This is a genomic window from Alistipes timonensis JC136 (assembly GCF_900107675.1).
Classification (GTDB): Bacteria; Bacteroidota; Bacteroidia; order Bacteroidales; family Rikenellaceae; genus Alistipes; species Alistipes timonensis.
This window is the reverse complement of the sequence record NZ_FNRI01000007.1, coordinates 136,258-160,291: the sequence shown is the minus strand read 5'-3', so window position 1 is coordinate 160,291 and position 24,034 is coordinate 136,258. Positions and strand designations below refer to the sequence as shown.

Annotated in this window: 13 protein-coding genes; 7 read left to right on the top strand and 6 right to left on the bottom strand. The window is 61.6% G+C overall.

Going from position 1 to position 24,034, the window contains the following annotated elements; all coding sequences use genetic code 11:
* Window position 1: 1 nt before the first annotated feature.
* Both BLU78_RS10805 and BLU78_RS10800 read right to left on the bottom strand, forming a co-directional pair.
* On the bottom strand, window positions 2-1,861 hold the full coding sequence (locus BLU78_RS10805) for an alpha-1,3-galactosidase-related protein (protein ID WP_010265590.1): 1,860 nt from the start codon (window positions 1,859-1,861) through the stop codon (window positions 2-4).
* 10 nt (window positions 1,862-1,871) lie between these two features.
* Window positions 1,872-3,713 carry a hypothetical protein gene (locus tag BLU78_RS10800; protein ID WP_010265588.1) on the bottom strand — a complete coding sequence of 614 codons (1,842 nt, stop codon included), beginning with the start codon at window positions 3,711-3,713 and terminating at the stop codon, window positions 1,872-1,874.
* A 202-nt stretch (window positions 3,714-3,915) separates the two neighbouring features.
* Between BLU78_RS10800 and BLU78_RS10795 the strand changes: the two genes are divergently transcribed.
* Complete coding sequence (locus BLU78_RS10795; protein ID WP_044106679.1) at window positions 3,916-7,872, top strand: hybrid sensor histidine kinase/response regulator transcription factor; 3,957 nt, start codon at window positions 3,916-3,918, stop codon at window positions 7,870-7,872.
* A gap of 58 nt (window positions 7,873-7,930) precedes the next feature.
* On the opposite strand, the gene BLU78_RS10790 is transcribed toward BLU78_RS10795, so the two are convergent.
* The 4 genes from BLU78_RS10790 to BLU78_RS10775 form a co-directional block, all read right to left on the bottom strand.
* Window positions 7,931-8,758: a porin family protein gene (locus tag BLU78_RS10790; protein WP_010265584.1), complete on the bottom strand. Its 828-nt coding sequence runs from the start codon at window positions 8,756-8,758 to the stop codon at window positions 7,931-7,933.
* A 17-nt stretch (window positions 8,759-8,775) separates the two neighbouring features.
* Window positions 8,776-11,511 (bottom strand): PCMD domain-containing protein, encoded by a 2,736-nt coding sequence (locus BLU78_RS10785; protein WP_231290965.1) that lies wholly within the window; start codon window positions 11,509-11,511, stop codon window positions 8,776-8,778.
* 279 nt (window positions 11,512-11,790) lie between these two features.
* On the bottom strand, window positions 11,791-12,945 hold the full coding sequence (locus BLU78_RS10780; protein WP_010265405.1) for an acyltransferase: 1,155 nt from the start codon (window positions 12,943-12,945) through the stop codon (window positions 11,791-11,793).
* A gap of 11 nt (window positions 12,946-12,956) precedes the next feature.
* Complete coding sequence (locus BLU78_RS10775; protein WP_010265401.1) at window positions 12,957-13,991, bottom strand: GntR family transcriptional regulator; 1,035 nt, start codon at window positions 13,989-13,991, stop codon at window positions 12,957-12,959.
* Window positions 13,992-14,152: 161 nt separating this feature from the next.
* Between BLU78_RS10775 and BLU78_RS10770 the strand changes: the two genes are divergently transcribed.
* From BLU78_RS10770 to BLU78_RS10745, 6 genes are all read left to right on the top strand, one after another.
* The gene (locus BLU78_RS10770) at window positions 14,153-15,625 is read left to right on the top strand and encodes a GH39 family glycosyl hydrolase (protein WP_010265398.1); all 1,473 of its coding nucleotides are present in this window, start codon (window positions 14,153-14,155) and stop codon (window positions 15,623-15,625) included.
* A gap of 15 nt (window positions 15,626-15,640) precedes the next feature.
* Window positions 15,641-16,903, top strand: a complete 1,263-nt coding sequence (locus BLU78_RS10765) for an MFS transporter (RefSeq protein WP_010265395.1) — start codon at window positions 15,641-15,643, stop codon at window positions 16,901-16,903.
* Entirely contained in the window at window positions 16,896-18,341 is a 1,446-nt protein-coding gene (locus tag BLU78_RS10760) for a hypothetical protein (RefSeq protein ID WP_010265392.1), read from the top strand. The genes BLU78_RS10765 and BLU78_RS10760 overlap by 8 nt, the downstream gene beginning before the upstream one ends.
* A gap of 21 nt (window positions 18,342-18,362) precedes the next feature.
* Window positions 18,363-20,222, top strand: coding sequence for a class I mannose-6-phosphate isomerase (locus tag BLU78_RS10755; protein WP_020692134.1), 1,860 nt, complete (start codon window positions 18,363-18,365; stop codon window positions 20,220-20,222).
* A complete protein-coding gene (locus BLU78_RS10750; protein ID WP_010265384.1) occupies window positions 20,203-21,117 on the top strand; it encodes an ROK family protein in 915 nt (304 codons plus the stop codon). The genes BLU78_RS10755 and BLU78_RS10750 overlap by 20 nt, the downstream gene beginning before the upstream one ends.
* 77 nt (window positions 21,118-21,194) lie before the next feature.
* Window positions 21,195-24,026, top strand: coding sequence for an FAD-binding and (Fe-S)-binding domain-containing protein (locus tag BLU78_RS10745; protein WP_010265381.1), 2,832 nt, complete (start codon window positions 21,195-21,197; stop codon window positions 24,024-24,026).
* Window positions 24,027-24,034 lie beyond the last annotated feature (8 nt).

The window sequence follows — 24,034 nt, the reverse complement described above, 5'->3', positions numbered from 1 at the left end:
GTTATTGTTTGTAGTAGTAGGTGTTGGGTTTCTCGACCGTCGCGTCGGCGAATCCCGGCTGTCCGGGGGCCATCCGGACGCTGCCGCAGCCGACGGCGCTCACCTCGGCCGTGCGGTCGCCTTCGAAGCTGTTGCCCGAAATCTCGGCCTCCCGGCAGTGCTGCAGGTCGATGTACGACAGCCCGCCGAAGATCGGCGGATAGTCGCTCTGGATAAAGCGGTTGTCGCGGATCTCCAGCCGGTCGGCGCTCAGGGCGTAGATCACCTGCGAGTCGAACGTGCGGACGGTGTTCTGTTCGAAGACGATGCGTCCGTGGTAGTGAAAGTCGCCGCCGCGGCCCGAGGTCGGGATTTCGGGCGAGATTTGCAATACCGATTGGGGATTTTCGCCGCCCGTGCCCATGTTGACGAAGGTGTTGCGGCGGATGACGACGTCGCCGACGCTGCCCGATTCGAACCACGAGTTGGCATCGCCGGCGATCAGCACGCCGGCCATCATCGACGAGAACCAGTTGTCCTCGACCGTCACGGGACGCGGTGTCGAGATCAGGATGCTCCGTGCGCGGTTGTTGCGCACCGTGCAGCGGCGCATCTCGACGGCGGGCATGTTGCGGGGATTCTCGACGGCGAGGTGTTCCGACGGCGGGGTGGCGAGGGGGCCCGCCGCGCGGATCGTCCACCGCTCGTCGCCGAGGGGCCGGGCTTCGGCCGCCACGAAGGTCTCCAGCGGGCGGAGGCTGATGCGGTCGATCAGCCGCAGGGTGTCGCCGGCGCGGGCGAAGTCGAATCCCTGCTGCTGGACATGCCCGAAGCGGGCGGTCAGCCGGTCGCCGGAAAGCGTGTCGACGGCCATGTAGGTTCCGTGGACGTTCGTGGCGTCGTCGAGCATGTTCTCGAACAGACAGCCGTCGAAGCGGATCGCACCCCGGCAGTTGACGAAATGCGAGGCGTCGGCCGACGCCGAGATGAAGCGTCCGGACCCCTCCCGCAGACGGACGTCGTATTGGTCGAGCGTCACGTCCTCGGTGTTCTCGCAGATCAGCGCCATGGCGCCCGAGGCGTGAACGGTCGTCCGTTCGATTCGCAGGTCGCGCGTGCGGTGTACGACGATGCCCGGACAGCGGCGGTTGCTGCGGAAGGGGCCTTTGTCGGCGTAGACCGAGCCGACGGGCGGCAGTTCCGGGGAGAGGAACCCCGTCAGCCGCACGGTGTCGGGACCGAGCATCGCGGCCGTCAGTTTCCGCTGCCAGTAGGGATGGAGGAAACGGGCCGTGTTGTAGTAGGGGGCGTTGGTCCGGGGGTCGAAGACGATGTTGTCGCCCTGGGTCTGCTCCCAGCCGTAGCCTGAGAAGATCAGCTCCCCGTCCTCGACCCGGATGGGGTTGCCGCTGGTGATTTTCAGGTCGATGCTGCGCGTTGCGGCATCCTGTGCGATCACGCGGCCTTCCAGCACGAACGGCACGTCGTAGTCGAGCGTGATGCCCCGGAGGGTGATCTCCTCGCAGCTGTCGATGTAGAAGGGAACCAGTTCGCCGTGGAAACGGAACTCGGTGTCGTGTCCGCAGACGGTGACACGGCGCATTCCCTCCATGCGGAATGCGATGCGTTTGGTCCCGTTGTCGTTGTTCGATACGCGCAGGAATTGTTCTTCGGCCTGCTCGGGATAGAAGTCGTAGACGCCCGGTCCGAATTCCAGCGTAAGCCGGCCTTCGGGGTGTGCGCGGAGGATCTCCCGCACCTGGGCGGTGTAGTCGGTCCGGCCGTCGAGCGGGATGCGGATGTGCGAAGAGCGCGTGCCGCAGCCCTGTGCAAAGAGTGAGAGCAGGACGGCGAGGATCGGGGTCAGTAGTTTCGTATTCATGGGTTAAACGTTATTTGCAGATGATTGCGAGGGGCTGGCCGCCGCGCTGGGTGATCTCCGAGGGGTGCATGTGTTCGATTGCGATGTTGTGTCCCGGAAAATCCGGTTCGAAGGCGTTGTTCTCGACCCGCACTTTGCGGCATCCGTCCAGAAAGAGGTTGTAAGGGCGGTAGAAAGGCTCGTAGGTCCGGGTGCGTTCGAGGCGGTTGCGGCTGAACTCCAGCCCTTCGACCGAGCGGGCGAACAGGACGGCGCAGTCGAAATGGCGGAACGTGTTCCCCACGATGCGGATGTTGCGGTGGTAGGCCTCCGCGTCGGCGTCCTGCGGTCGGAAGGAGGGTGAAATCGAGATGACCCCTTCGCCCCATCCCCAGGGGCCGTCGACGATGTTGTTGCCCGAGGTGTAGCAATCTTCGAAAAGATTGTTCCGGATCGTGACGTCGCAAACGGCGCCCGATTCGAACCAGAGGTCCGTGTCGCCCTCGATGAGGACCGCGGCCCCGGCCGACCGGAAATAGTTGTTTTCGATGAGGACTTTGGCCGGAGTGGTCACCAGAATCGAGCGGCCTCGGTTCTTTTTCAGCATCCGGCAGTTGCGTACGGTGAGCCGGGGGCAGAGCGTCGCGTTTTCCAGCATGTTCCCCGCAGCAATGCGTCCGGCCACCGGTTCCCGGAAATGTAACAGGAGGTCCCGTGAACCCTCGATGCGCTCCGAGCCTGCCGATGTCAGCGGGCGGCCGCGCTGCATGGTCGCCGTATCCAGCGGCCAGACTCGTTCGCCCGGGCGGAATCCCTGATCGCGGCTCGTGGGCGTGATCCGCACGGAGCGTTCGCCGCAGACCTCCGCGACAGGGGCGTACATGCCGTGGACATTCGTGAAATCGTCGCCCGAGCCGCTTACCGTGCAGCCGTCGAACAGGATGTCGCCCGTGCAGCCGATGAAGTGCGTGGCGTCGGCGATGGTGCTGAAAACGCGTCCCGACCGCTCGTCGGCCACGATATCGAGGCCGACCATCGCAACGTCGTGCGAACGGATGCCGAAGACGCCGCAGCTCAGCGTGTGATGGATCGTCACTTGCTCGATGCGGGTTTGCCGGCAGTCGACGATTTCGATGCCGTTGGTGATGTAGCGTCCGTGGAAAAAGACGACGACGGTTCCCGGGGCGGGTTTCATGGCCGGGCGGTAGTGGAAACGCACCCGGTTGTTCCCCAGGTCGGTGACTCGGGCCCGGAACATGTCGCGGCCCAGCGGTACGTCGCGTGTCTGGTAGAGCAGTTCGTGCGTCGTGCCGTCGTAGAGGTTCGTGTATTCGGGGACGATTCGTTGCAGGCCGTATTCGCCCACGAAAGCGAGAGAGTCGCCCGCCACGACGTAGGGATAGCGTTCGGCGTCGATCTCCATATCTAAATAGGTGTCCGTTGCCGAGACGATCGTCGCCTGCGAGTTGTAGGGCTGCTGCCAGTCGATGCGCACGTTGCGGAGCGTTGTGTTGCGGCACTCCGAGAGCCGCACGGGCTTCATCAGTCCGTGGAAGATCCAGTCGCATCCGCCGCCGTCGATCTCCACGTTCTCCGTCCGCGTCAGGGCGAAGACCGTGGTCGGCTTGCCGGCGGCCTGCCGCTCCGCATCGGGGTAGAAATCGTAACGCCCCTTGTCGAAACGAATCTGCAAGCCCCGGACACCCTCGTTTTCCTCGATGATCCGCCGGATGACCGGCAGGGCGTCCCTGCCGCTTCCGGGCTGCAGCCCGTAGTCGGACACCCGCACGATGCGGCGTGCGGCGTCTGCGGCATACGGTTCGAACGTTGTCGTGAGGAGCAGGAGGGCGATAAGATGGATCAGTCGGTTCATGGGTCGTTGTTTCGGTTGTAACAAAAGTAACCGAACTCCGCCACTTTCGGCTATCCCGATGTTAAGAAATCGTGCAGGCTGGGTTAGCGGCGGAACGAGCCGGCTGATTTAAACGAATATATAGGTTCTGTGAACAAAAATGCAAGCACGGGCCGCTGTAAATACAAATATATATTGTTAACTTTCGGAAAAATGAGGATACATGAGACGACTTCTGACCCTTTTGTCGTGGATGTTGCTGCTGCAAACGCCCGCATCGGCCCAGCATGACGGCATTATCTGGAACTACGAACACCTGAGCCGCAACGACGGGCTTTCGGGCAACCGCATCACGGCATTGTGCGACGATATGTACGGTCGGATATGGATCGGGACTTCGCAGGGGTTGGATATTTACGACAGCCGTCACCTGCGTAAAATCGAAGAGTTTGCCGGATTGGAAATCTGTTCGCTGTACGATGCGGGCGAACGGATATTCATTGGCTCGGCTCTTTTCGTCGGGGTTTACGACTATGCCGGCGGCTGTTTTTCGCGGCTGACCTGGGAGGGGGAGGATGTCGGGTATGTGCGCACGATCCTGCAGGTCGGCAGTGAAATCCTGCTCAAAACGCAGACCCGGCTGTTTCGCTGCGACGGCGATCGCCTGACGCTTGTCGCCGACCATACTCCCTACAATTATCTCTGTTGCGACAAGTTCGGACAATTGTGGGGACTTGCGAAGGACCGCGTCTGCCGGATCGACGAGACATTCGGCGTGGCGGCCGTCTACGAACTCTCCAGCGCGGACCAGTCGCCGCTGGTGGGGGTGTGCATCTATGCCGATTCGAAAGGATGCGTCTGGGTCGGAACTGTCAAAGACGGACTTTTCCGCTACAACCGGGTGGCCGACGAATTCCGTCGTGAGCAGGTTGCCCGGCAGTTCGGCGTTCCGGAGATCGAGAACATCGCCAGCCTGAGCGAAGACCGTTACGACCGGTTGTGGATCGGCCATAACAACGGCGTTTCGGTTTACGACTATAACAACGATTTTTTCTGCAATTATGTCTGCGAGCACAACGACAATGCCGTGCTCAACACCGTGGTTTCCATCTTCCGGACCCGCCGGCAGGACATGCTGCTGGGAACCTATTTCTCGGGGTTGTTCTCGGTCGGCGGTCTCGATTCCGGGGTGGAGTACTATACGCTCGGCTCGACCGGGGAGCATCTCCGTTCGCAGAGCGTGGCGGCCAACGGCATCCTGCGTGACGAACAGCGGAACTGGTGGGTGGCGACCAACAGTACGGGAATCAACGTGCTCGATCCGTCGGGCAATTTCCTGCGGCGCATTTCGAGCCGCAGCCGGGGGATCAACGACAACATCCTCACCTTGCAGCGCGATGTCCGCGGCAACCTGTGGGCGGGATCGCTCTCCAGCGGCCTCTACTGCCTGACCCCCGGCGGGGCGCTCCGCCATTACACCCACCATGCCGGCGATGAGGCGTCGCTCTCGGGAGGCAACGTGCAGCTGCTCTGTCCGCTCAATGCCGACACGCTGTTCGTGGCGCACGAAAAGGGGGTCGACATCTACCGTTATGCCACGGATTCCTTTGTCCAGGTCTGCAAATGCGGGACGGAGGAGTTTGCCCTTTACAATGTCCTGACACACGGGGATAAGGTTTATTTCGTCAATTTCGGGTCGGTGCTGTGTTATGACCGCGGGCGGGGCCGGATGTCGGAATACCCGGTGCCCGCCACGGAGGAGCTTCGGCCCTATCTCCAGTGCGGCTGGATGGACGGCGACGGCTGTCTGTGGTTGGGAACGACCAAGGGCGACGTATGGCGGTTCGAAGAGGGGCGCTTCACCCCGGCCGTGCAGGACCATCCTCGGATCAAAAGCGGGATCGTCGGGATGCAGGGCGACGCCGCCGGCAATCTGTGGCTGGCGGCGGGAAACGACCTGTTCCGGCTCGACACGGCCAGCCGCCTGCGCCGTTTCAGTCTTGCCAAAGGCATGGGCATCAATGAATTCAATGTCAGGTCCGGATATGTGGGCCGCGAGGGCGAGATTTGCTTCGGAACGACGAGCGGACTGGTCTGCTTCTGGCCTGCGAAGCTGGAGGGTGACCTCCGGCAGCAACCGACGCTCTTCATCTCCGGGCTGAAACTCTTCAACAAGCCCGTGGAGATCGGGGGCGGCGTGCTGAAATTCCCCGTCAACGACACGCAGGAGATCACGCTGGCCCACAAGCAGACCTTCCTGACCTTTGAGGTCTCCGTGATCGACTATGACATTTTCCGCACGGCTCCCTATTCGTGCCTCTACCGGTTGGAGAATTTCGACGACAACTGGTACGAGCTGGGGCCGCAGGGTGAGATCACCTACACGGGACTGCCCACCGGTCGTTACGAGTTGTCGGTAAGGCTGGTGTCGGACGACGGCGAGGTGCTGGCCGAGAAGCGGATCGCACTCCGGGTCCGGCCGCCCGTGCTGCTCAGCGGATGGATGATTGCGCTCTACCTGCTGGTGCTGGGATTCGTCGTCTGGCAGTTCGTACGGTTGGTGCGGCGGCAGCGGCATGCCCGTGGACTGGTCGAGCAGGCCCGCCGCGAGCGCGAGACCCGCGACCGGATCAATGCCATGAAGCTGGATTTTTTCAGTTGCATTTCCTACGAGTTCAAAACGCCGCTGTCGGTGATTTCGACCTTGCAGGACAGCGTGCTGCCGCCGCCGGACGGCGATGCCGGAAGCGATTCGGCGATTTTCCGGCGCAACATCGAACGGCTCGATTTCCTGGTCAATCAGTTGTTGGACTTCCGGAACATCGAGTCGCGGAATATCTCGGTTTCGATCCGCAAATACGACCTGGTGCCTTTCCTGCGCAATATCTACGAGACTTTCGTGCCCCTCTACAACCGCAAGCAGATCACGCACGGATTTCATGCCGGGGTGGAGTCGCTGCCGATGCTTTTCGATGCCGCCAAGATGGAGATGCTGGTGGGCAACCTGCTCGACAACTCGTTCAAATCGGTGCAGCCGGGCGGTGAAAGCACCCTTAAACTCACGTTCGATGGGCGGCTGGCTGTTATCGAACTGTTCAACAGCGGCCCCTGCCTGACCGAAGAGCAGAAAAAGGCCATTTTCCAGCCCTACAACTCGGCGGGGCTGCCCAATGGCGGTATCGGACTGGCGTTGGTGAAGAGTATCGCCCGGTTGTTCGACATCCGTCTTTCGGTGGAGTCGGTGCCGCAGCGCGGCAATGTTTTCCGGGTGGAGATGGCCGTCGGACAGGATGACGGGGCCGTGACCGAACGGCCCGATGCCGCGACGGGCATCGTCGGGCGGATCGTCGACAATACGAGTTATTTCGAGGATGTCTCCCAGCCCCGGTTCCTCGATGCCGAGGGGCACCGTAAGTTCCGTATCCTGCTTGTAGAGAACGATGCGGATTCGAAGCGGGTGTTGGAAAAGCGCCTGCAGAAACATTTTCACGTGTCGAGCGCCGCGACGGGCGATGAGGCGTTGCTGTTGCTCAAATCCCAGAGCATCGACGTGGTGATCAGTGACATGCAGCTTGCCGACACGAACGGCTTCGACCTGTGCAGCATGATTAAGAACTCGAACCGCACGCGCCATATCCCGGTGATCCTGGAGAGTTTCGAACTTTCGGGCGAGAACCGCATCCGGGCGTTGCAATGCGGTGCCGACGCCATGTTCCAGAAGCCGATCAACCTGCAGGAGTTGTTCCTGCGGCTGAACAACCTGCTACGGACGAAGGACGTGCTGCGCGACTATTACATGACGGCGGGCAGTGTCGGGATCACGACTCCCGAGCTGAACAACACCGATGAACGGTTCATTCTCTCGGTGACGGATTACATCCATGCCCATCTCGACGATCCGGGGCTGTCGGTCAACGAGCTGGCGCGTTTTGCGAATATCAGCCGCACGCAGCTCTATCTCAGCATCAAACGGCTGACCGACCGGACGCCTTCGGATTTTATCCTGCAGATCAAAATGCGCGAGGCGGCCGAATGGCTCCGGACGACGGCGATGACCGCGTCGGAAATCTCCTATAAACTGGGTTACTGCAATCCGAACCACTTCAGCCGCCAGTTTAAGGAGTATCACGGCGCTTCGCCCGGCGAGTACCGGCGCCGGCATGCGAAACCCGGAGCGTGAAGCGACAGTTAGCGGCCGGGAACCACAAGGTTCCCGGCCGTTCCGTTCCGGCCCGGCATCAATGGAAGAGCCGATAGCCGACGATGATCGAACCGCGCATGTGCAGCATCTTGTAGTCGAAGAACTTGGTATCCCGCTGGAAGATGTCCAGAAAACCCATGCTCAGGCGGATGCCGATGTTCAGGCGGTTGTAGACCGTGTGCTCGTAACCCACCATCACGCCGGCGTCGAAATCGCGCAGCGAGGAGGTGAACGACATGTTCAGCGGGTCGTCGCCCTTTTCGATAATCACCTCCACCTTGTCCGGTTCGCCGCCCGAATAGCCCTTTGTGGCCAGCGTCTCGAACTCCGCTTTCAGGTTGTAGGAGAAGTAGCCGCCGAACAGCAGGCGCGATACATGGTTGTTGAAGGTGTATTTGGCGTAGAACGGCACCTCGAACATCGTGAACGACATGTCCATTTTGGCCGTACCCGTGTAGTACTGGAGCAGTCCGGCTTCCTGGTCTTCGTATTTCTGGTTCGAGACGCGGGCGTCGGCCTTCATCCCCACGGTCTTGTAGATGAAGTTGGCCCCGAGGCTCCACCGGTCGTGAAGGCGGAATTCGGCGAAGACGCCCATGTCGAGGTTCAGCTGCGGATAGGGGTTGAACGTGCTGGGGATATATTTGAACGGTACGGGGACGGCGCCGCCGATGTCGGTGCCGATCAGCACGCCCGCGCGGAAAATATTGCGGTCCGACGAAATCAGTTTTTGGCGGGCGGGTTTCAGTTCTTCGGTCCGGGTGCCCGTTTTCGCCGCTTTCGACGACGAATTTTCCGCTTTTGCGGCCGGGCCCGGGAGCAGGGCGAACGTGCAGGCGAGGATTGTGATATGTTTGAGTTTCATAACTTGCTGACTGTATTTTAGTAATTAATCACGAAGTGGTCTACCGACAGTTTGCTGCCGATTGCGCCGATGAACTTGTCTCCGTCCTTGCTCGACGACATCACCACGGCGATATGCGTCGGCGTGATGTCGGCGTACTGCGGGTTGTATACCATCGGGAGGGTGATTTTCGACCACTCCTTGTAGGGGTTGTTCGCACCGTCGATCACGAGTTCGGCGCGGCCCAGGACGGTGATGTCCGCCGCTCCTTCCGACCCGTCGTAGTCGATGGCTCCGCTGCCGCTCCATTGCAGCAGCTCCACCCAGATATGGGCTTTGTCCACGCCGGCGATGTCATGGATCGAGTATTTGCCCTTGTCGTCGGCCGTCGCCTGCTTCATCTGGGCTCCCGGGGCGTATTTCACCTCCATCGAGAACGAAGTGGGACGCGCCGTGTAGGGGATGCCGAACTTGGTCATCTTGCGCGGCTGGGTGATGTAATTGATGTTGAGGTTGAACAGACCCGTATAGAGCGTTCCGGCCGCCACGATATAACCTTTGAGTATCGTGTTTTGCTCCGAAGTGGTCATTTCGGCGGCCAGCGTGCCGTCGGCACGTTCGACGGGCATGGTGCCCAATACGCCGATGCCGAGCAGTTCCAGATTGGCCGTTCCCCATCCGTAGCCGGCGCCGGGCGTCGGGTCGATGGTGTAAGTGCCGCCGTTGATGTTTTTGAATTCGCCCCAGAGCTCGAATTCGCTGTTGTCGATCTGCACTTCCACGGGCTTGTCGGTATAGACCGTCCAGGTTTTCGTCACCTCTTCGTCCTGCGACGTGACGGTCAGCGGAATCTCGTGGTTGTAGTTGTTGACCGTCAGGATGCCGTTTTCCAGCCCGGTGACGGTGGCGTTGTCCGAAGTCTCGATCGAGACGGTCGCATAGAACGGCGGAACGCCCTCGACCTCCATCCGGATGCGTTGGGTTTCCGGTTCGATCTTCACCGCGGTAAGCGAACCGCCTGTGATCTTGCCGACCAGGAAGCTGGTGATCTCCGCCGTGTGGCCTTTGGCCTGCGACTCGAGGTCGATGGTCCACTGCTGCTCGGTTCCGTCCTCGGCGCGTACCGTGAATGTCTTGGCCGAGGTCAGCGACTCGAACGTCAGCGGGGTGTCGTAATCGGCGATCTCCTGTTCGACGATGGTTGCCGACGGGTTGCCGAGCTTCATGATCTTGTTGGTCAGCGTGAGCGGGAAGGCTTTGGGACCGGCCGTGATCTTCAGTGTGATACGATGATTGTTATTGTCCGCGACGATCGATGTCGATGACAGCTTCATCCGGTTGTCCTTCGAGGTGTACGTATACGAGAAGTTCGAAATATTGGTGTCAGAGGATGCTTCGGCGTTCTTGTCTTTGAGATAGAGCGTCCAGTTCCGGCTCTGCTGGCCGTTGGTGCTCTTCACCGTGAATAATGCGGTATTCGTAATATAGGTGAAGCTCGGGGACTTTGACGAGGAGGAGGTGGAGCCTTCGGGATATTCCACCGTGATGCTGAGTTTCAGCGTCAGCTGCTCTTTCGCCCCGATGGCCGATCCGTCGGTCTTTTCCACCGGGATGATGATGCGGCTGTTGTCGTGGTCGATTTCCACCTGATCGATCCCCACAACCAGTTTGTCGCCCAGTTTGCTGGTGTAATTGTCTGCGATCGTGAAGCTGAGAATATCGGTGTTCAGCTCCGGGGCCGGGGCTATCGTCCAGCTCTTGGCCAGTCCCGATGTTTTGTCCACGATCCAGACCTGCTTGGTGTCGGCGTACGACTCGAATGTGTAGCTGTTGTCGGCGGAAGCTCCGAAAAGCACCGAACTGGCATGGACGGGCAGTTCGACGGTGGCCTTGACGGGGAATGTCATGGCACGGGCTGCGGGGCGGAGCATCAGGTTGATGCGCCCGCCGATTTTCGATACGTTGAATTCGGTGGTGGCCCCCGTGAGCTGCGCCGTTTCCGACTGGAATTTGATTTTCGAGACATCGGGCGTCAGGCGCTCGACCTGATCCTCGGTCAGCGAACTCGTGTTGTCGGTCTGGGCCACGATCTCCGAACGGAAGGTCCAGCTCTTCGTGAGGCCGCTGGCGGCTTCGACGGTGTATTTCATCGAGCTCTCCTTCTCCTCGAAGGTGAGCGTCTCCGCAGGGGCGTCGGTTCCGTCGGCCCAGTCGGCGCCGTCGGCCAGCGTGAACTCCGGTACGAACGTCAGCGGATAGGCGGCGGTCCCCAACGCCTGGAAGATGATTTCGGAGTTGATCCGGTCGATGCGGGCATACGGCGCGGCCAGCATATCCGATCCCTCTCCGGCCGTGACGCCGACCCGGGCGATCTCGGCCGATTCGTTCGACTGGGCGTCGACGATCTGCAGTTTCCAGCGCGTGGTGGCGCCGCTGGCCGCTACGGTGTAGAGTTCACGAACGTGGTTCTGATTGTCGAAGGTGAATTCTTTCCCCCCCCCGTCGAATCCGAGTATCTGCTTACACCCCGCTTCGGTTTTGACATCCACCGTAATGGTGATGGGGAAGAGGTATTTGCCGTAAACGAGCGGCAGTTCGATGACTTCGCCTTTGATGACGGGCTGGTCGAAGATTACGCGGTCGGGATCGGCCGTGAGAATGGTGAATTTCTCCACCCGGGCCGAATCGCTCAGTTGTGCTACCTTTTCACACGATGCGAGCCAAGCGCTCGCGACAATCACCAGGCACAGGCTGCGAAGTAATCGGGAAGTCATAAATGTCATATTCAAAATAGTTTCTGTTATGGGGCCCGCGGCGGGTATTCGGGTTGTCCGCGGGCCGTTGCACAATCGGCAAAAATCGATCAAAGATACCGACTGTCCCTCGTAAAAACAACCTTGCAGGCCCGAATTTCAACGAACCGGGGATTTGTCATCACGAACGTGGCCATCTTTCCCGAATAGAGTCGGGCCGTTTTTGCGACTGGGATGTTTGTTTCGACGGCCGGTAAAAAAATACCCGCCGGACGGCGGGTATTTTTTATTAATGCTTGGTTACTCCACGAGCCGCCGGGTTACGCGCCAGCGCTGCATGAGCCATACCACGAGCCAGCTCACGGCGAAGGCTCCGCAGGCGATCAGCGCGATGCGCACCAGCGCCGGGAGGCCCGGAATCCGCTGCACGAGGTCATAGCCCGCCTGTACGAAAATGAAGTGGCAGAGGTAGATGCCGAACGTGGCGCCCGCCAGCCGCGAAAGCCATGCGCGGGGCCGTGCGGCGGCCTTCTGTACGAGGATGAAGAGCGGGGCGGTCATCAGGAAGACGTTGATGCCGGCGAAATACCAGACGATCTCCAGATAGGCGTAGTTGCCCGGGAACGCTTTCTGCATCATCACGTAGCCCAGCCCCGTGATGAGGTAGCCGACGAGGAAAGCCGGGATGCAGATGCCCAGCGTCCTGCGCCAGCTCCACGCGGGCGGGAATTTCACGAGGTAGAAAGCCAGCACGAGGTAGCCCGCAAAGCCCGAGACGTAGTAGAACGTTCCGAATTCGTTCCAGTCGCAGACGCCGTAGAGACCCATGTTGCCGTAATTGCCGGCATAGCCCAGCATCGGGGCCAGCATCTTCACGTAGGGCAGCAGCAGCGTCAGGCCCCAGATGCCGAGCATGATCCGCAGGTCGCGCTGCGAGGCCCGTTCGAGCCAGGCGCTCAGGATCGGCAGGATGAAATAGAGTCCGAGGAGCATGTAGAGATACCAGAGCGGTGTGGTGTCGTAGGTGAAGTTGAATACGAAAGTCCACATCTTGCGGAGCGTGGCTTCGCCGGTGAACAGCGCGGGGTCGATCGACGGGCTGGCCGAGCCGACGTAGCGCATGTAGAGAAAATAGAGTACGGGCAGCGCCAGCGACCAGAAGACCAGTGCTACGAGGATGCGGCCGATGCGCTTGCGGAAGAAACTCCCGGCGTCGGTCCGCACGGGCAGCAGCAGTACGCCCGACATCATCACGAACAACGGCACGCAGGCCCGGACGAGGCTTCCGGCCAAAGCTCCCTGCAGGAATGTCGCACGATCGCTGTCGAACACGGCGACAAAGGCGTCGCAGCTGTGTGAAAAGACCACCAGGAAGCACGCGATCACGCGCAGGAGGTCCACCCAGCCGATGCGTTCGCGGGCCGGGACGTTGAGGTCGGGGAATCGGCTCTCCATTGTTGTCGTGCCTAAAAAGTGTTGCGGCGAATCATCTGGAAATCGCATTTGACCTTAGAGAGCGATTTTTCGAGGATCATCCGGGCCACCAGCACGCCCATCTGCCGGAAATCGGTCGAGATGGTCGTCAGGCCGTTGAGGATGATCTCGTTGATCGGCGACTCGTTGTAGGAGATGATGCTGATGTCGCGGCCCACGCGGAAGTTCAGCTCGCGCGCCCGGCGCACCAGCTCGATCAGTCCCAGGTCGTACTGGCTGTTGAGGATCAGGTAAACCTCCTTCTCGCGGATGATCTCGGGGGTGATCTCCGTGTGGAACTCTACGGCGATGTCGTTGTCACGGCAGAACCGCTCCACGGCTTCGCCCACCGAGGCGTAATAGAGGCTCGAGGGCAGCGTCACGACGTTGAACCGGGAGCAGGTTTTGAGTTTTTTGAGCCCGTACCCCAGCCCTTCGTAAGCGTCGTTGGCGAAATCCTGGTAGACGGCGCCGTAGTTGCCCGGAAGCTCCTTCATCCAGTGGTCCGCCATGATCAGTTTGCGGTTGGGGATGCGCGTGAGTATCTTCAGCACCCGTTTCTGCGATGCGGCGTCGAGCGGGAAGTGGGGCGTGATGACGTAGTAGTCGAACAGGTCGAGGTTCTCCTCGACGTAATATTCCAGCAGGTCGACATTCTGGTTGTGGAGCCGGATGGTGATTTCGGCCGCGTCGCCGATCTCCTCGGCGAACGAGTTGAAGAGCACCTGCTTGTAGTTGCTCAACTTGTCGAACAGCACGAGGACGCTCAGCTTGTCGGCCACCCCTGCGGCCGAAACATAGAACCCTTTGCCCTGCCTGGCGTCGATAAAACCTTTGTTCCGGAGTATGGAATAGGCCTTTTTGACGGTTTCCTTCGAGATGTCGAGTGCGGCCGAGAGCTCGTTCATAGACGGCAGCAGGCATCCGTCGGGATATTCGCCGCTGCGTACCAATTCTTCCACCTGTCCTACGATCTGTTTGTAAACCGGTATTTGGCTCTCGTGGTCTATTTTAATCGTTTCCGGCATGTCTCTCGTTTAAAAAAATGAAATAATTATTGGTTTGTTTGTTTTTTTGCGTATATTTGCACCACACTACACAACACCAATCAGGGCAATTACCACACCTCACAACTTTTATGTTGTGGAGACACAAATATAGGAAAAAAACCGCTAACCACTTTTTTAAAATGAAAAAAACTTTCTTTCTCAGCTTGTCGGGCCTCATGCTCGCATTGGCCGCCCCTGCACAGCATTGGTCGCTGACCTGGAAAAAGTTGCAGACGGTCTCCCCCGGGCTCGAACAGATCGGCCTGGTGTCGACAGCCTCCTCGCGTGAGCTGGCCAATCCGCGCTGGTCGGTGGGCTGCGAGTGTCTCGACCGCGAATATGCCGATTTCTCGGCTTACAAACCCTATGTGGGCGAATTGGGAGTAGGCGCCGCGCGTATCCAGAGCGGCTGGGCCCGCTGCGAGAAAGAGAAGGGCAAATACGAATTCGAGTGGCTCGACGAAGCGGTCGACGGACTTCGCGGGCAGGGCATCCGCCCGTGGATGTGCCTCGCCTACGGAAATCCGGTTTACGGGGCGCAGAAGAGCCTCGGATCGCGCATCTTTACCGATGAAAAGACGCTGCAGGCCTGGGAGCGCTATGTGACGGCCGTGGCGCGTCGTTACAAAGGGCGCGTCAGCGAGTGGGAGGTGTGGAACGAGCCGAACCTCCGGGGCGCCGACCAGTCCGCGGCCTATGCCGAACTGCTGATCCGCACGGCGGAAGCCGTCCGCAAGGTCGATTCCGGGGCGGTCATCATCGGCTTCGGGCTTTCGCGCATGCCGGTCGGCTTCACGGGCCGCGTGCTGGACATTCTCCGCGAGCGCGGCAAACTGGGCCTCATCGACTATGTGAGCTTCCATCCCTACCACGAAAATCCCGACGACGCCACGCCCGGCATCGAAGCGCTGGCCGAGCTCGTCGCCTCGTACGATCCGCGCATCCGCCTGTTCCAGGGCGAGAGCGGCTGTCCGTCGATTCTCGAATGGGCCCATGCGCTGCGCTACCACGAGTGGAGCGAGTACAGCCAGGCCAAATGGGTCGCACGGCGTCTGGCCAACGATTTTGCGCTGGGCATCCGTTCGTCGATCTTCGCCATCGTCGACAACCAGTATCCCAATATGTTGCAGTCGTTCGGGCTGCTGCGCACGAACCTGCTGAAACAGGTGGTCTACAAACGGCCGTCGTACCATGCCATGCAGCACATGGTCAACCTGCTGCACAGCGGGGTGAAACCCGCGGGAAGGCCGGCATTCACGGCCAATACGGCCCGTGAGATTGCGCTCGTGGGGCTCTCGGATGCCGACGACAAGCCGATCGGCGTGATGTTCTGGTACTCCGACCGGATTCCGGGCGATGAACTGGCCTGGGACAAGGTCGAGCTGAGCGTCGAGGGACTTTCGCTCAAAGACCCCGTACTCGTGGATGCCGTCACGGGCCGCATCTTCGACCTGCCGCTGCCCCACGGCAGCCGCGACGGAGGCCGTATGAAACTGACCGGCTGTCCGGTGTGGGACGCCCCGATGCTGCTGATGGAGCGCAGCGCCGTGCCGTTCCGCGGCGAAGCCGTCGAACGCAAGGCCGCCGGAACCAATCAGGATATGCTCTATTAACCTAAGCTATAACCAATGACAACTGCAACCGCCGGGAAGAAAAACCCGAAGTACAAATGGGAGGTGCTGGCCCTGCTGTGGGTCGCCTATCTCCTGAACCAGGCCGACCGGCAGGTCTTCAACGTGGTGCTTCCGCTCATCCGCGAGGATCTGGGGCTGAGCGATGTGGCCATCGGCTCCATCGCCACGGTCTTCAACCTTTTTTACGCCCTGCTGGTGCCCATCGGCGGACTGGTGGGCGACCGTTTCAGCCGTAAGTGGATCGTCACGGGAAGCATCCTGTTCTGGAGCGTGGCCACGATGTTCACGGGCCTTTGCAACGGTTTCGTGATGCTCGTGCTGATGCGCAGCGTCGCCACGGGCGGCGGCGAGGCCTTCTTCGGACCGGCCAACTATTCGCTGCTGGCGCAGTACCACGACAAGACGCGGGCCTTCGCCATGTCGGTCCACCAGACGGCCTACTACATCGGCATCATCATCAGCGGCTATGCCGCGGGCTATATCGGACAGCTGTGGGGCTGGCGCAGCGCCTTTTACATCTTCGGCGCCATCGGCGTCGTGCACGGCATCGTCATGGCCGTGCGGCTGAAGGACAAGAAGGAGCCGGCCGCCGTCGCCGCCGCGGAGGCCGCGGAACCCAAGCCGCGGCTGATGGAGGGCTTCCGCATGGTCTTCACGACCCCCACGGCCCTGATCCTCACCGTCTGCTTCGCCGGACTGATCTTCGTGCTGACGGGCTACCTTACGTGGATGCCGACCTATCTCTACGAGAATTTCGGCATGGACCTCGCGGGCGCCGGATTTCACTCGATGTTCTACACCCACCTGTTCGCCTTTGTCGGCGTGCTGCTGGCCGGACGCCTTTCGGACAAGCTCGGGAGCCTGCATCCCGCGTGGCGCATGGCCATGCAGGGCTTCGGACTGCTGGCCGCCGTGCCGTTCATCGTCCTGATGGGCAATTCGGCTACGCTGTGGGTCATCTATATCGGCTTTGCCGGCTTCGGCTTCGCCCGTGCGTTCTTCGACGCCAACACCTACACGGTGCTTTACGACGTCATCCCGCCCCGGTACCACTCCTCGGCTTCGGGCGTGATGATCATGACCGGATTCGCCATCGGCGCACTGGCTCCGCTGGTGCTGGGTATGGTGAAGCAGGCCGCGGGGCTGTCGTTCGGCATCTCGATGCTGGCCGTCGTGTGGCTCGTGTGCGGCGTGGTGATGCTTCTCGGAGCCAAATATTTCTATATGAGGGATTATAACAAGATCAGACATGAATAGTAACCAGAAAACCAGAAAAGCGAAAGCAGGTCTGCTGCTGATCGCGTCGCCCCGCTTCAAGACGCTGGGCGAAGGGCTCCGGCGGGGCACGTATGCCCAGCGCAAGGACGCCGATGTGAAAAAGATACTTGCGACGATGGGATTCCTCGACGTCGTGTTCCCCGGGATCGTCTACGACAAGCAGGAGGCCATGGACGCCATGGACCATTTCTACATGGAGAAGGTCGACTTCGTCATCGCCGAGTTCCTTTCGTGGTCCGAGGACTTCGCGTGGATACGCTTCCTGCGGGACATGCCCGAGGTGCCGATCCTCTTCGTCAACGTCGCCAAAGACCATGTTTCGTTCCGGGACACGCTGGACGAGGACGACTTCATCGACTACCTTTGCGCCGGGACGCTCGTCGGCTCGCTCGAAGCCTCCGGATCGGTGCCCCGTACGGGACGCCGGCACGTGAAGGTCGTGATGGGTTCGCGCGAGGAGGTCACGGAGCAGATCCGCCTCTTCGCTTCGGCGGCCCGCGCCCGCGCCATTCTCCGCCAGTCGAACGTGGGACTGCTGGCCAACTACAACGAGGCCATGTGGTCGACCTACATCGACCCCTATGACCTGTTCACCAAACTGGGGCCCGAGATTCGTTTCCTGCCCTATTCGGTCTACGGCGAGGTGATCGACGCGGTGAGCGACAAGGAGCTGCAGGCGTACTGCGGCGAGCTGACCTCGCGCTACAAGATGATGGACGACGTGGCGCGCGACAAGTTCGAAGCTTCGGTGCGCGCCTCGATCGGCCTGCAGAAGATGGCCGAACGATCGGATATCGACGTGATGGTCTTCAACGACATCGACCGGGCCATGTTCGAGCTGGTGGGCCTGCGCGCCGGGTTCTATCACCCGTGGTTCAACGACAACTGCTCGGTGCTGGTTCCCGAGGCAGACATCGGCGCGGGGCTCATCACCTACCTGCTGAAACTGATTTCGGGCAAGAACGTCAACTTCCTCGAGCCGTTCCACATCGAATCCGATTACGGCACCTTCGCCGGCGGGCATGCCGGTCCCAACGACCACAACGACCCCGCCTGGCAGCAGAACGTGGTGATCGCCCGCGACGTGCGCTTCGCCAAGACCTCCTACAAGTATGCCGGAGCTCCGTTCGCCTGGTACCGCATCTCGCCGGGGCGCAAGACCATGGCGCAGCTGGTGGAGTGCGACGGCCGCTACAAGCTGGTCGCCACGCTGGTCGATTCGCTCGAAGGCGATCACATCCTGGCCACCTATTCGCACAGCATTTTCCGCCCGGTGGTCCCCGTCGAGCGGCTCTTCGAGGAGATTCTGAAGATCGGCACCACGCAGCATTTCGCCATCGTCGACGGCGACTACCTGCGCGAGCTGGGCATGCTGGCCGAGATCATGGATTTCGAATATCACGAGATAAACAATTAACCCTATAAAATCGTATTTTTTATGAGTTTCATGTATAACCCTTTCCCGTATGACGACCCCCGTGCCGTCAACCGCCCGGCACTCCCGAAGAAGACCGTCGAGGCGGTCGTTGCTGGAACCCCCAAGGCTGCCGCCGCACTGGCCGGGGATATCGTCTCCCGCCTGAAGGCCGCACCCGGCAGGAATATCGTCGTCGGATTCGACGGCTACGCCACAGCCGATTGGACGCGGATGGTCAACCTGCTCTCGCAGCAACTCCTGGGCAAAGGGATCGAATTGGATGTCGTGGCCTTTACCGAGGTGCTCAAATCCGAGCAGGAGATCGCCGACATGATTAACCCGAATCTGGAATGGGACACTTCGAAAGACCCGTCGCTGTTGTTCGGACGCCTGATCGAGCGCGATTACGCGGATATGTTCGACGCGGCGAAATTCGCGGCGTTCAAACAGCGCCTCGAGGCGCTCCGGGCCCCTGCCGCCACAGGACGTGTGCTGTTGGTCTACGGCAGCGGATGCCTGGTCGATGAGGTGCGCGGACTCTATGACATCAAATGCTATTTCGACGTGACGCCCAAGGAGGCGATCCTCCGCATCCGCCGCGGCCAGTTCGCCAACCTCGGCGACAAGGTGGCCGCTCCGGCCAACCGGGTGATTCGCCGCTGCTACTACGCCGATTTCGAGATGGGTGTGCGCCACCGCGGCAAGCTGCTGCGCGGCGAACTGCTCGACTATTACATGGCTTCGGACCGTCCCGACCATATCCACATGATTCCGATGGAGGCGCTGTCCGACATCTTCCGGTCGCTGGCCTGCTATCCGTTCCGCTGCAAGCCGGTCTATCTCGAGGGCGTGTGGGGCGGCACCTATGTCAAAAAGCTGCGCAATCTGCCCGACACGATGCGCAACTGCGCATGGGTCTTCGACCTGATCCCGATGGAGGTGTCGATCGTCGTCGAGGCCGGGGACGAGAAGATAGACTTCCCCTATTTCTCGTTCGTGCAGAAGGAGGGCGAGGCCATCATGGGCCGGCCGTGCGTCGAGAAGTTCGGCGGCTATTTCCCCATCCGCTTCAACTACGACGATACGTTCCACAGCAACGGAAACATGTCGATCCAAGTGCATTCGGGAGCCAAATACAACCAGGAACATTTCGGCGAACTGGGCCGTCAGGACGAGAGCTACTACGTGGTGGTGGCCGGACAGGACGCCAAGACCTTCGTCGGGTTCCGCGACGGAGCCGACACCGAGCAGTTCATCCGCGATATCAAACTGGCCGACACCGAATACAAGCCCGTGGACTACCTGAAATATGTCAGCTACGAGGATTCGAAGCCCGGTCTGCAGGTGATGCTTCCCGCCGGAACGATCCACTCGTCGGGCCGCAACCAGGTGGTGCTCGAAATCGGCAGCCTCACGATCGGCTCCTATACCTACAAGCTCTACGACTACCTGCGCGCCGACCTCGACGGCAAGCCGCGCCCCATCCACACGTGGCACGGCGAGCGGACGCTGGCTTACGAGCGCACGACCAGCTGGGTGCGCAGCAACATCGTCCAGCAGCCCCGCACGGTGCGCGAGGGCGACGGCTGGGCCGAGAAGATCGTCGGTGAGCACGACCTGCTCTACTTCACGCTGCGCCGCCTCGAATTCGAGAAACGCATCGAGGACGACACCTGCGGCAAGTTCCACGTGCTGACGCTCGTGGACGGCGAACGCATCCGCATCCGTTCCGTCGCACAGCCCGAACGTTATTTCGATGCCGAATACATGGATATGGTCGTGGTTCCCGCGGACATGGGCCGTTACGTGATCGAGAACCTCCGCACGGAACCCATCAGCGTCCACAAAACGATGCTTAAAGATGGGTTTGACAAAGAATAGCTGCCGCCTGCTGCTCGATGTCGGGGGGACGTTCCTCAAATCGGCCGTGGCGGATGCCGCCGGGCGGCTCCTGCCCGGATCGGAGTTCAGTTGTCCGGTCCGTTCGGAGGGCTCGCGCGCGGAGATCGAAGGCTCCCTGGCCGCTGCGGTGGCCAGGGGCGCGGCCTTCGCTGCCGAGCGGGGCATGGAGCTTGCCGGCATCGGTATCGCCATTCCCGGACCGTTCGACTATGCGGCCGGCATCTCCCGCATGACGCACAAGTTCCATAGCATCTGCGGTGTCGACCTGCGCAGTGTGCTGTATGCGATGCCCGGCGTTCCCGCCGATGCGGAGATACGCTTCATGCAGGACGTGAACGCCGCGCTGGCCGGGGAGATCGCCCGGGGCAACGCCGCCGGATACGGCGCTTCGGCGCTCGTGTCGCTCGGGACGGGGCTGGGCTTCGCCCTGAGCCGTGACGGGCGGGTGCTGTGCAACCCGGCGGGCGGCCCGAAGGTGGTGATCTTCAACCTTCCCTACCGCGACGGCATTCTGGAGGACTATGCCTCGAAACGGGGATTCCTGCGCATCTACGGCGAGCTTGCGGGACATACGGACCCGGCGCTGACGGTGGCCGACCTGGGCCGCATGGCCGGCGAAGGGGATGCCCGGGCCCGCGAGACGTTCGCAACGGTCGGGGGCATCCTGGCCGCCGCGCTGCGCGACCTGCTCGTCGAACACGGCGTCGAATGCCTCCTGCTGGGCGGTCAGATTTCGCGTTCGTTCTCCTATATGGAGGCGGCCCTGCGCGACGGACTGAGCGACGTCGCGGGGCTGACCCGCATCGCACCCGCGGAGCATATCGGCGAAGCGGCCTTCTACGGACTGCTGGCGCAGGCGGACGGCGGCTGTTAGGCGTTACAACGAACCGTCCGATTTCGTATATTTGTCAGGAGAGGCGGTCGTCTCTCCTGTTTTTAATTGCTAAAAACATGACCGAAAAATACCGCAGATTTCTGCACGCCGTGCGTGCTTTCATGCCCCGCGAACGGGTTTATACCGATTATCTGCGCCGGCTGGCGTGGGGCGCCGACGCGGGCTTTTACCGCCTCGTTCCGCAGATCGTCGTGCGTGCCGCCGGCGAAGACGAGGTCGTGCGGCTCATGCAGGAGGCCGCCCGGCTGGGTGTGCCCCTGACCTTCCGGGCCGCGGGCACGAGCCTCTCGGGGCAGGCCGTCAGCGACTCGGTGCTCGTGGTGGCGGGTAAGCATTGGGAGCGCTGCGAGGTGCTCGACGGAGGCCGCGCCGTGCGGCTTCAGCCCGGCGTCGTGGGGGCCCGGGTCAACGAGGTGCTGAAATCGTATGGATACCGCTTCCCGCCCGACCCGGCTTCGATCCGAAGCGCGATGGTGGGCGGTATCGTGATGAACAACGCCTCGGGCATGAATTGCGGCACCCACGCCAACAGCGACCGGATGCTGCTTTCGGCGCGCCTGGTGCTGGCCGACGGCACGCTGCTCGATACGGGTGACGAGGCGAGCCGCCGGGCCTTTTCGGAGAGCCATGCGGAGTTCCTGCGAGCCATTGAAGCGCTGCGCGACCGGGTTCGCGGCGACAAGGCCCTGACGGAGCGTATCCTGCATAAATATTCGATCAAAAATGTCATGGGGCTGAACCTGCTGCCGCTGGTGCGCTTCGACGATCCGTTCGAGATCATCGCCCACCTTATGGTCGGTTCCGAGGGGACGCTGGCGTTTCTGGCCGGGGTTACGATGCGCACCGAGCGCGAATACGAACACAAGGCCAGCGCGATGGTCTATTTCAGCGACATCGGCGAGGCGAGCCGGGCCGTCGTGGAGATGCGCAAATTGCAGGACGCCGCCGGGGAGCGCATCGTGCACAGCGCCGAGATGCTCGACCGCAAGTCGCTGGCATCGGTCGGCGATGCCACGGGCGAGGGGTTGACGGCCCTGCTGACCGAGACCAAGGCTCACACACCCGAGGAGCTGGCCGCCAACGTCGTCCGCATCGGGGAGTTGCTGGGGCGCTTTGCGCTTTATGTTCCCGCCCGGTTCACCGACGATCCGGCCGAGCAGGCGAAGTTTTGGGCCCTCCGTTCGGGCATCTTCCCGGCGGTGGGCGGCAGCCGTCCCGCCGGGACCACCTGCCTGATCGAAGATGTCGCCTTTCATATCGGGGACCTGCCCCGTGCGACCGCCGAACTGCAGGCGTTGATTGCCCGCCACGGCTACGACGACGCCTGCATCTACGGGCACGCGCTCGAGGGCAACTACCATTTCATCATCAACCAGTCGTTCTCGACCCCGGCCGAGGCGGCCCGCTACGAGGCGCTGATGGACGACGTTGCGGAACTCGTCGTCGGCAGGTACGACGGCTCGCTCAAAGCCGAGCACGGCACGGGGCGCAACATGGCGCCCTTCCTTCGCCGCGAGTGGGGCGACGCCGCCTGTGCCGTGATGCGGGCCGTCAAAGAGCTGTTCGACCCCGCGGGGCTGCTGAACCCCGGGGTGATCTTCAACGACGATCCCCGCTGCCATCTCTCCCATTTCAAACCGCTGCCGCTGACCGATCCTCTGATCGACCGCTGCATCGAATGCGGGTTCTGCGAGGTGAACTGCCTGACGTGCGGGCTGACCCTTTCGTCGCGCCAGCGCATCGTCGTGCGCCGCGAGATCGCCCGGCTGAAAGCCTCCGGCGGGAATCCGCGCCTCGTGCGGGAGCTCGAACGCGGCTACCGTTATCCCGGGGAGCGGACCTGCGCCGGGGACGGGCTCTGCTCGACGAGCTGTCCCGTGGGAATCAATACGGGAGAGTTGACCCACGCCCTGCGTGCGTTGCGGGTGCCGCCCGGGAGTGCGGGACATGCCGCCGGGGAATTCGCTGCCCGTCATTTCGCCGGACTGAAAAGCGTCCTGCGCCCCGTGCTGACGATGGCCGATGCGACGCACCGGGTGTTCGGAACGCGGACGATGACAACCGTGACGAAGGGCCTGCATGCGCTGGGGCTTCCCCAATGGCTGCCTTCGATGCCGCGGGCCTACCGGATGCCCGAAACGCTGCGCACGGCGCCCGCGCCGGAACCGGACAAGGTGGTCTATTTCCCGAGCTGCATCAACCGGACGATGGGCCTCGCCCGTGAAACCCCGGTCGCGGAACCGCTGGCCGGCAAGATGGTCGCGCTGCTCCGCAAGGCAGGTTACGAGGTTGTTTTTCCCGAGAACATGGAACGTCTCTGCTGCGGCACGATCTGGGAGAGCAAGGGCATGGCCGACATCGCCGACCGCAAGACCGCCGAGCTGGAAGAGGCGCTGTGGCGCGCCAGCGGGGAGGGTCGCTGGCCGGTGCTGTGCGACCAGAGCCCGTGCCTGCACCGCATGCGCGAAAAGATCGGCCGCATGAAATTGTACGAACCGGCGGAGTTTATCTGGACCTTCCTGCGCGACCGGCTGGAGTTCCGGCCCCAGCCGGGACCTGTCGCCGTGCATGTCACCTGCTCGATGCGCCGCATGGGGCTGGCCGGGGTGATTGTTTCGCTGGCGCGGCTGTGTGCCGACGAGGTGGTGGTGCCCGAGGAGGTCGGATGCTGCGGATTCGCCGGCGACCGCGGATTCACGCACCCCGAGGTCAACGCCTGGGCCCTGCGCAAACTGCGGCCCGTCATCGAACGCTCGGGCGTGAAGGCGGGTTATTCGAACAGCCGCACGTGTGAGATCGGGCTTTCGGCCCGTTCGGGCGTGCCCTACGTCTCGATCGTCTACCTGGTCGATGCCTGCACGACACCTAAGGAAAACCCCGGAGCCTGAGCCCCGGG

Coding starts and splice junctions, on each gene's coding strand:
- BLU78_RS10760 (WP_010265392.1), top strand. CDS start 16,896: ATGAATAGTAACCAGAAAACCAGAAAAGCGAAAGCAGGTCTGCTGCTG.
- BLU78_RS10795 (WP_044106679.1), top strand. CDS start 3,916: ATGAGACGACTTCTGACCCTTTTGTCGTGGATGTTGCTGCTGCAAACG.
- BLU78_RS10770 (WP_010265398.1), top strand. CDS start 14,153: ATGAAAAAAACTTTCTTTCTCAGCTTGTCGGGCCTCATGCTCGCATTG.
- BLU78_RS10765 (WP_010265395.1), top strand. CDS start 15,641: ATGACAACTGCAACCGCCGGGAAGAAAAACCCGAAGTACAAATGGGAG.
- BLU78_RS10780 (WP_010265405.1), bottom strand. CDS start 12,945: ATGGAGAGCCGATTCCCCGACCTCAACGTCCCGGCCCGCGAACGCATC.
- BLU78_RS10785 (WP_231290965.1), bottom strand. CDS start 11,511: ATGACTTCCCGATTACTTCGCAGCCTGTGCCTGGTGATTGTCGCGAGC.
- BLU78_RS10745 (WP_010265381.1), top strand. CDS start 21,195: ATGACCGAAAAATACCGCAGATTTCTGCACGCCGTGCGTGCTTTCATG.
- BLU78_RS10790 (WP_010265584.1), bottom strand. CDS start 8,758: ATGAAACTCAAACATATCACAATCCTCGCCTGCACGTTCGCCCTGCTC.
- BLU78_RS10755 (WP_020692134.1), top strand. CDS start 18,363: ATGAGTTTCATGTATAACCCTTTCCCGTATGACGACCCCCGTGCCGTC.
- BLU78_RS10805 (WP_010265590.1), bottom strand. CDS start 1,861: ATGAATACGAAACTACTGACCCCGATCCTCGCCGTCCTGCTCTCACTC.
- BLU78_RS10750 (WP_010265384.1), top strand. CDS start 20,203: ATGGGTTTGACAAAGAATAGCTGCCGCCTGCTGCTCGATGTCGGGGGG.
- BLU78_RS10800 (WP_010265588.1), bottom strand. CDS start 3,713: ATGAACCGACTGATCCATCTTATCGCCCTCCTGCTCCTCACGACAACG.
- BLU78_RS10775 (WP_010265401.1), bottom strand. CDS start 13,991: ATGCCGGAAACGATTAAAATAGACCACGAGAGCCAAATACCGGTTTAC.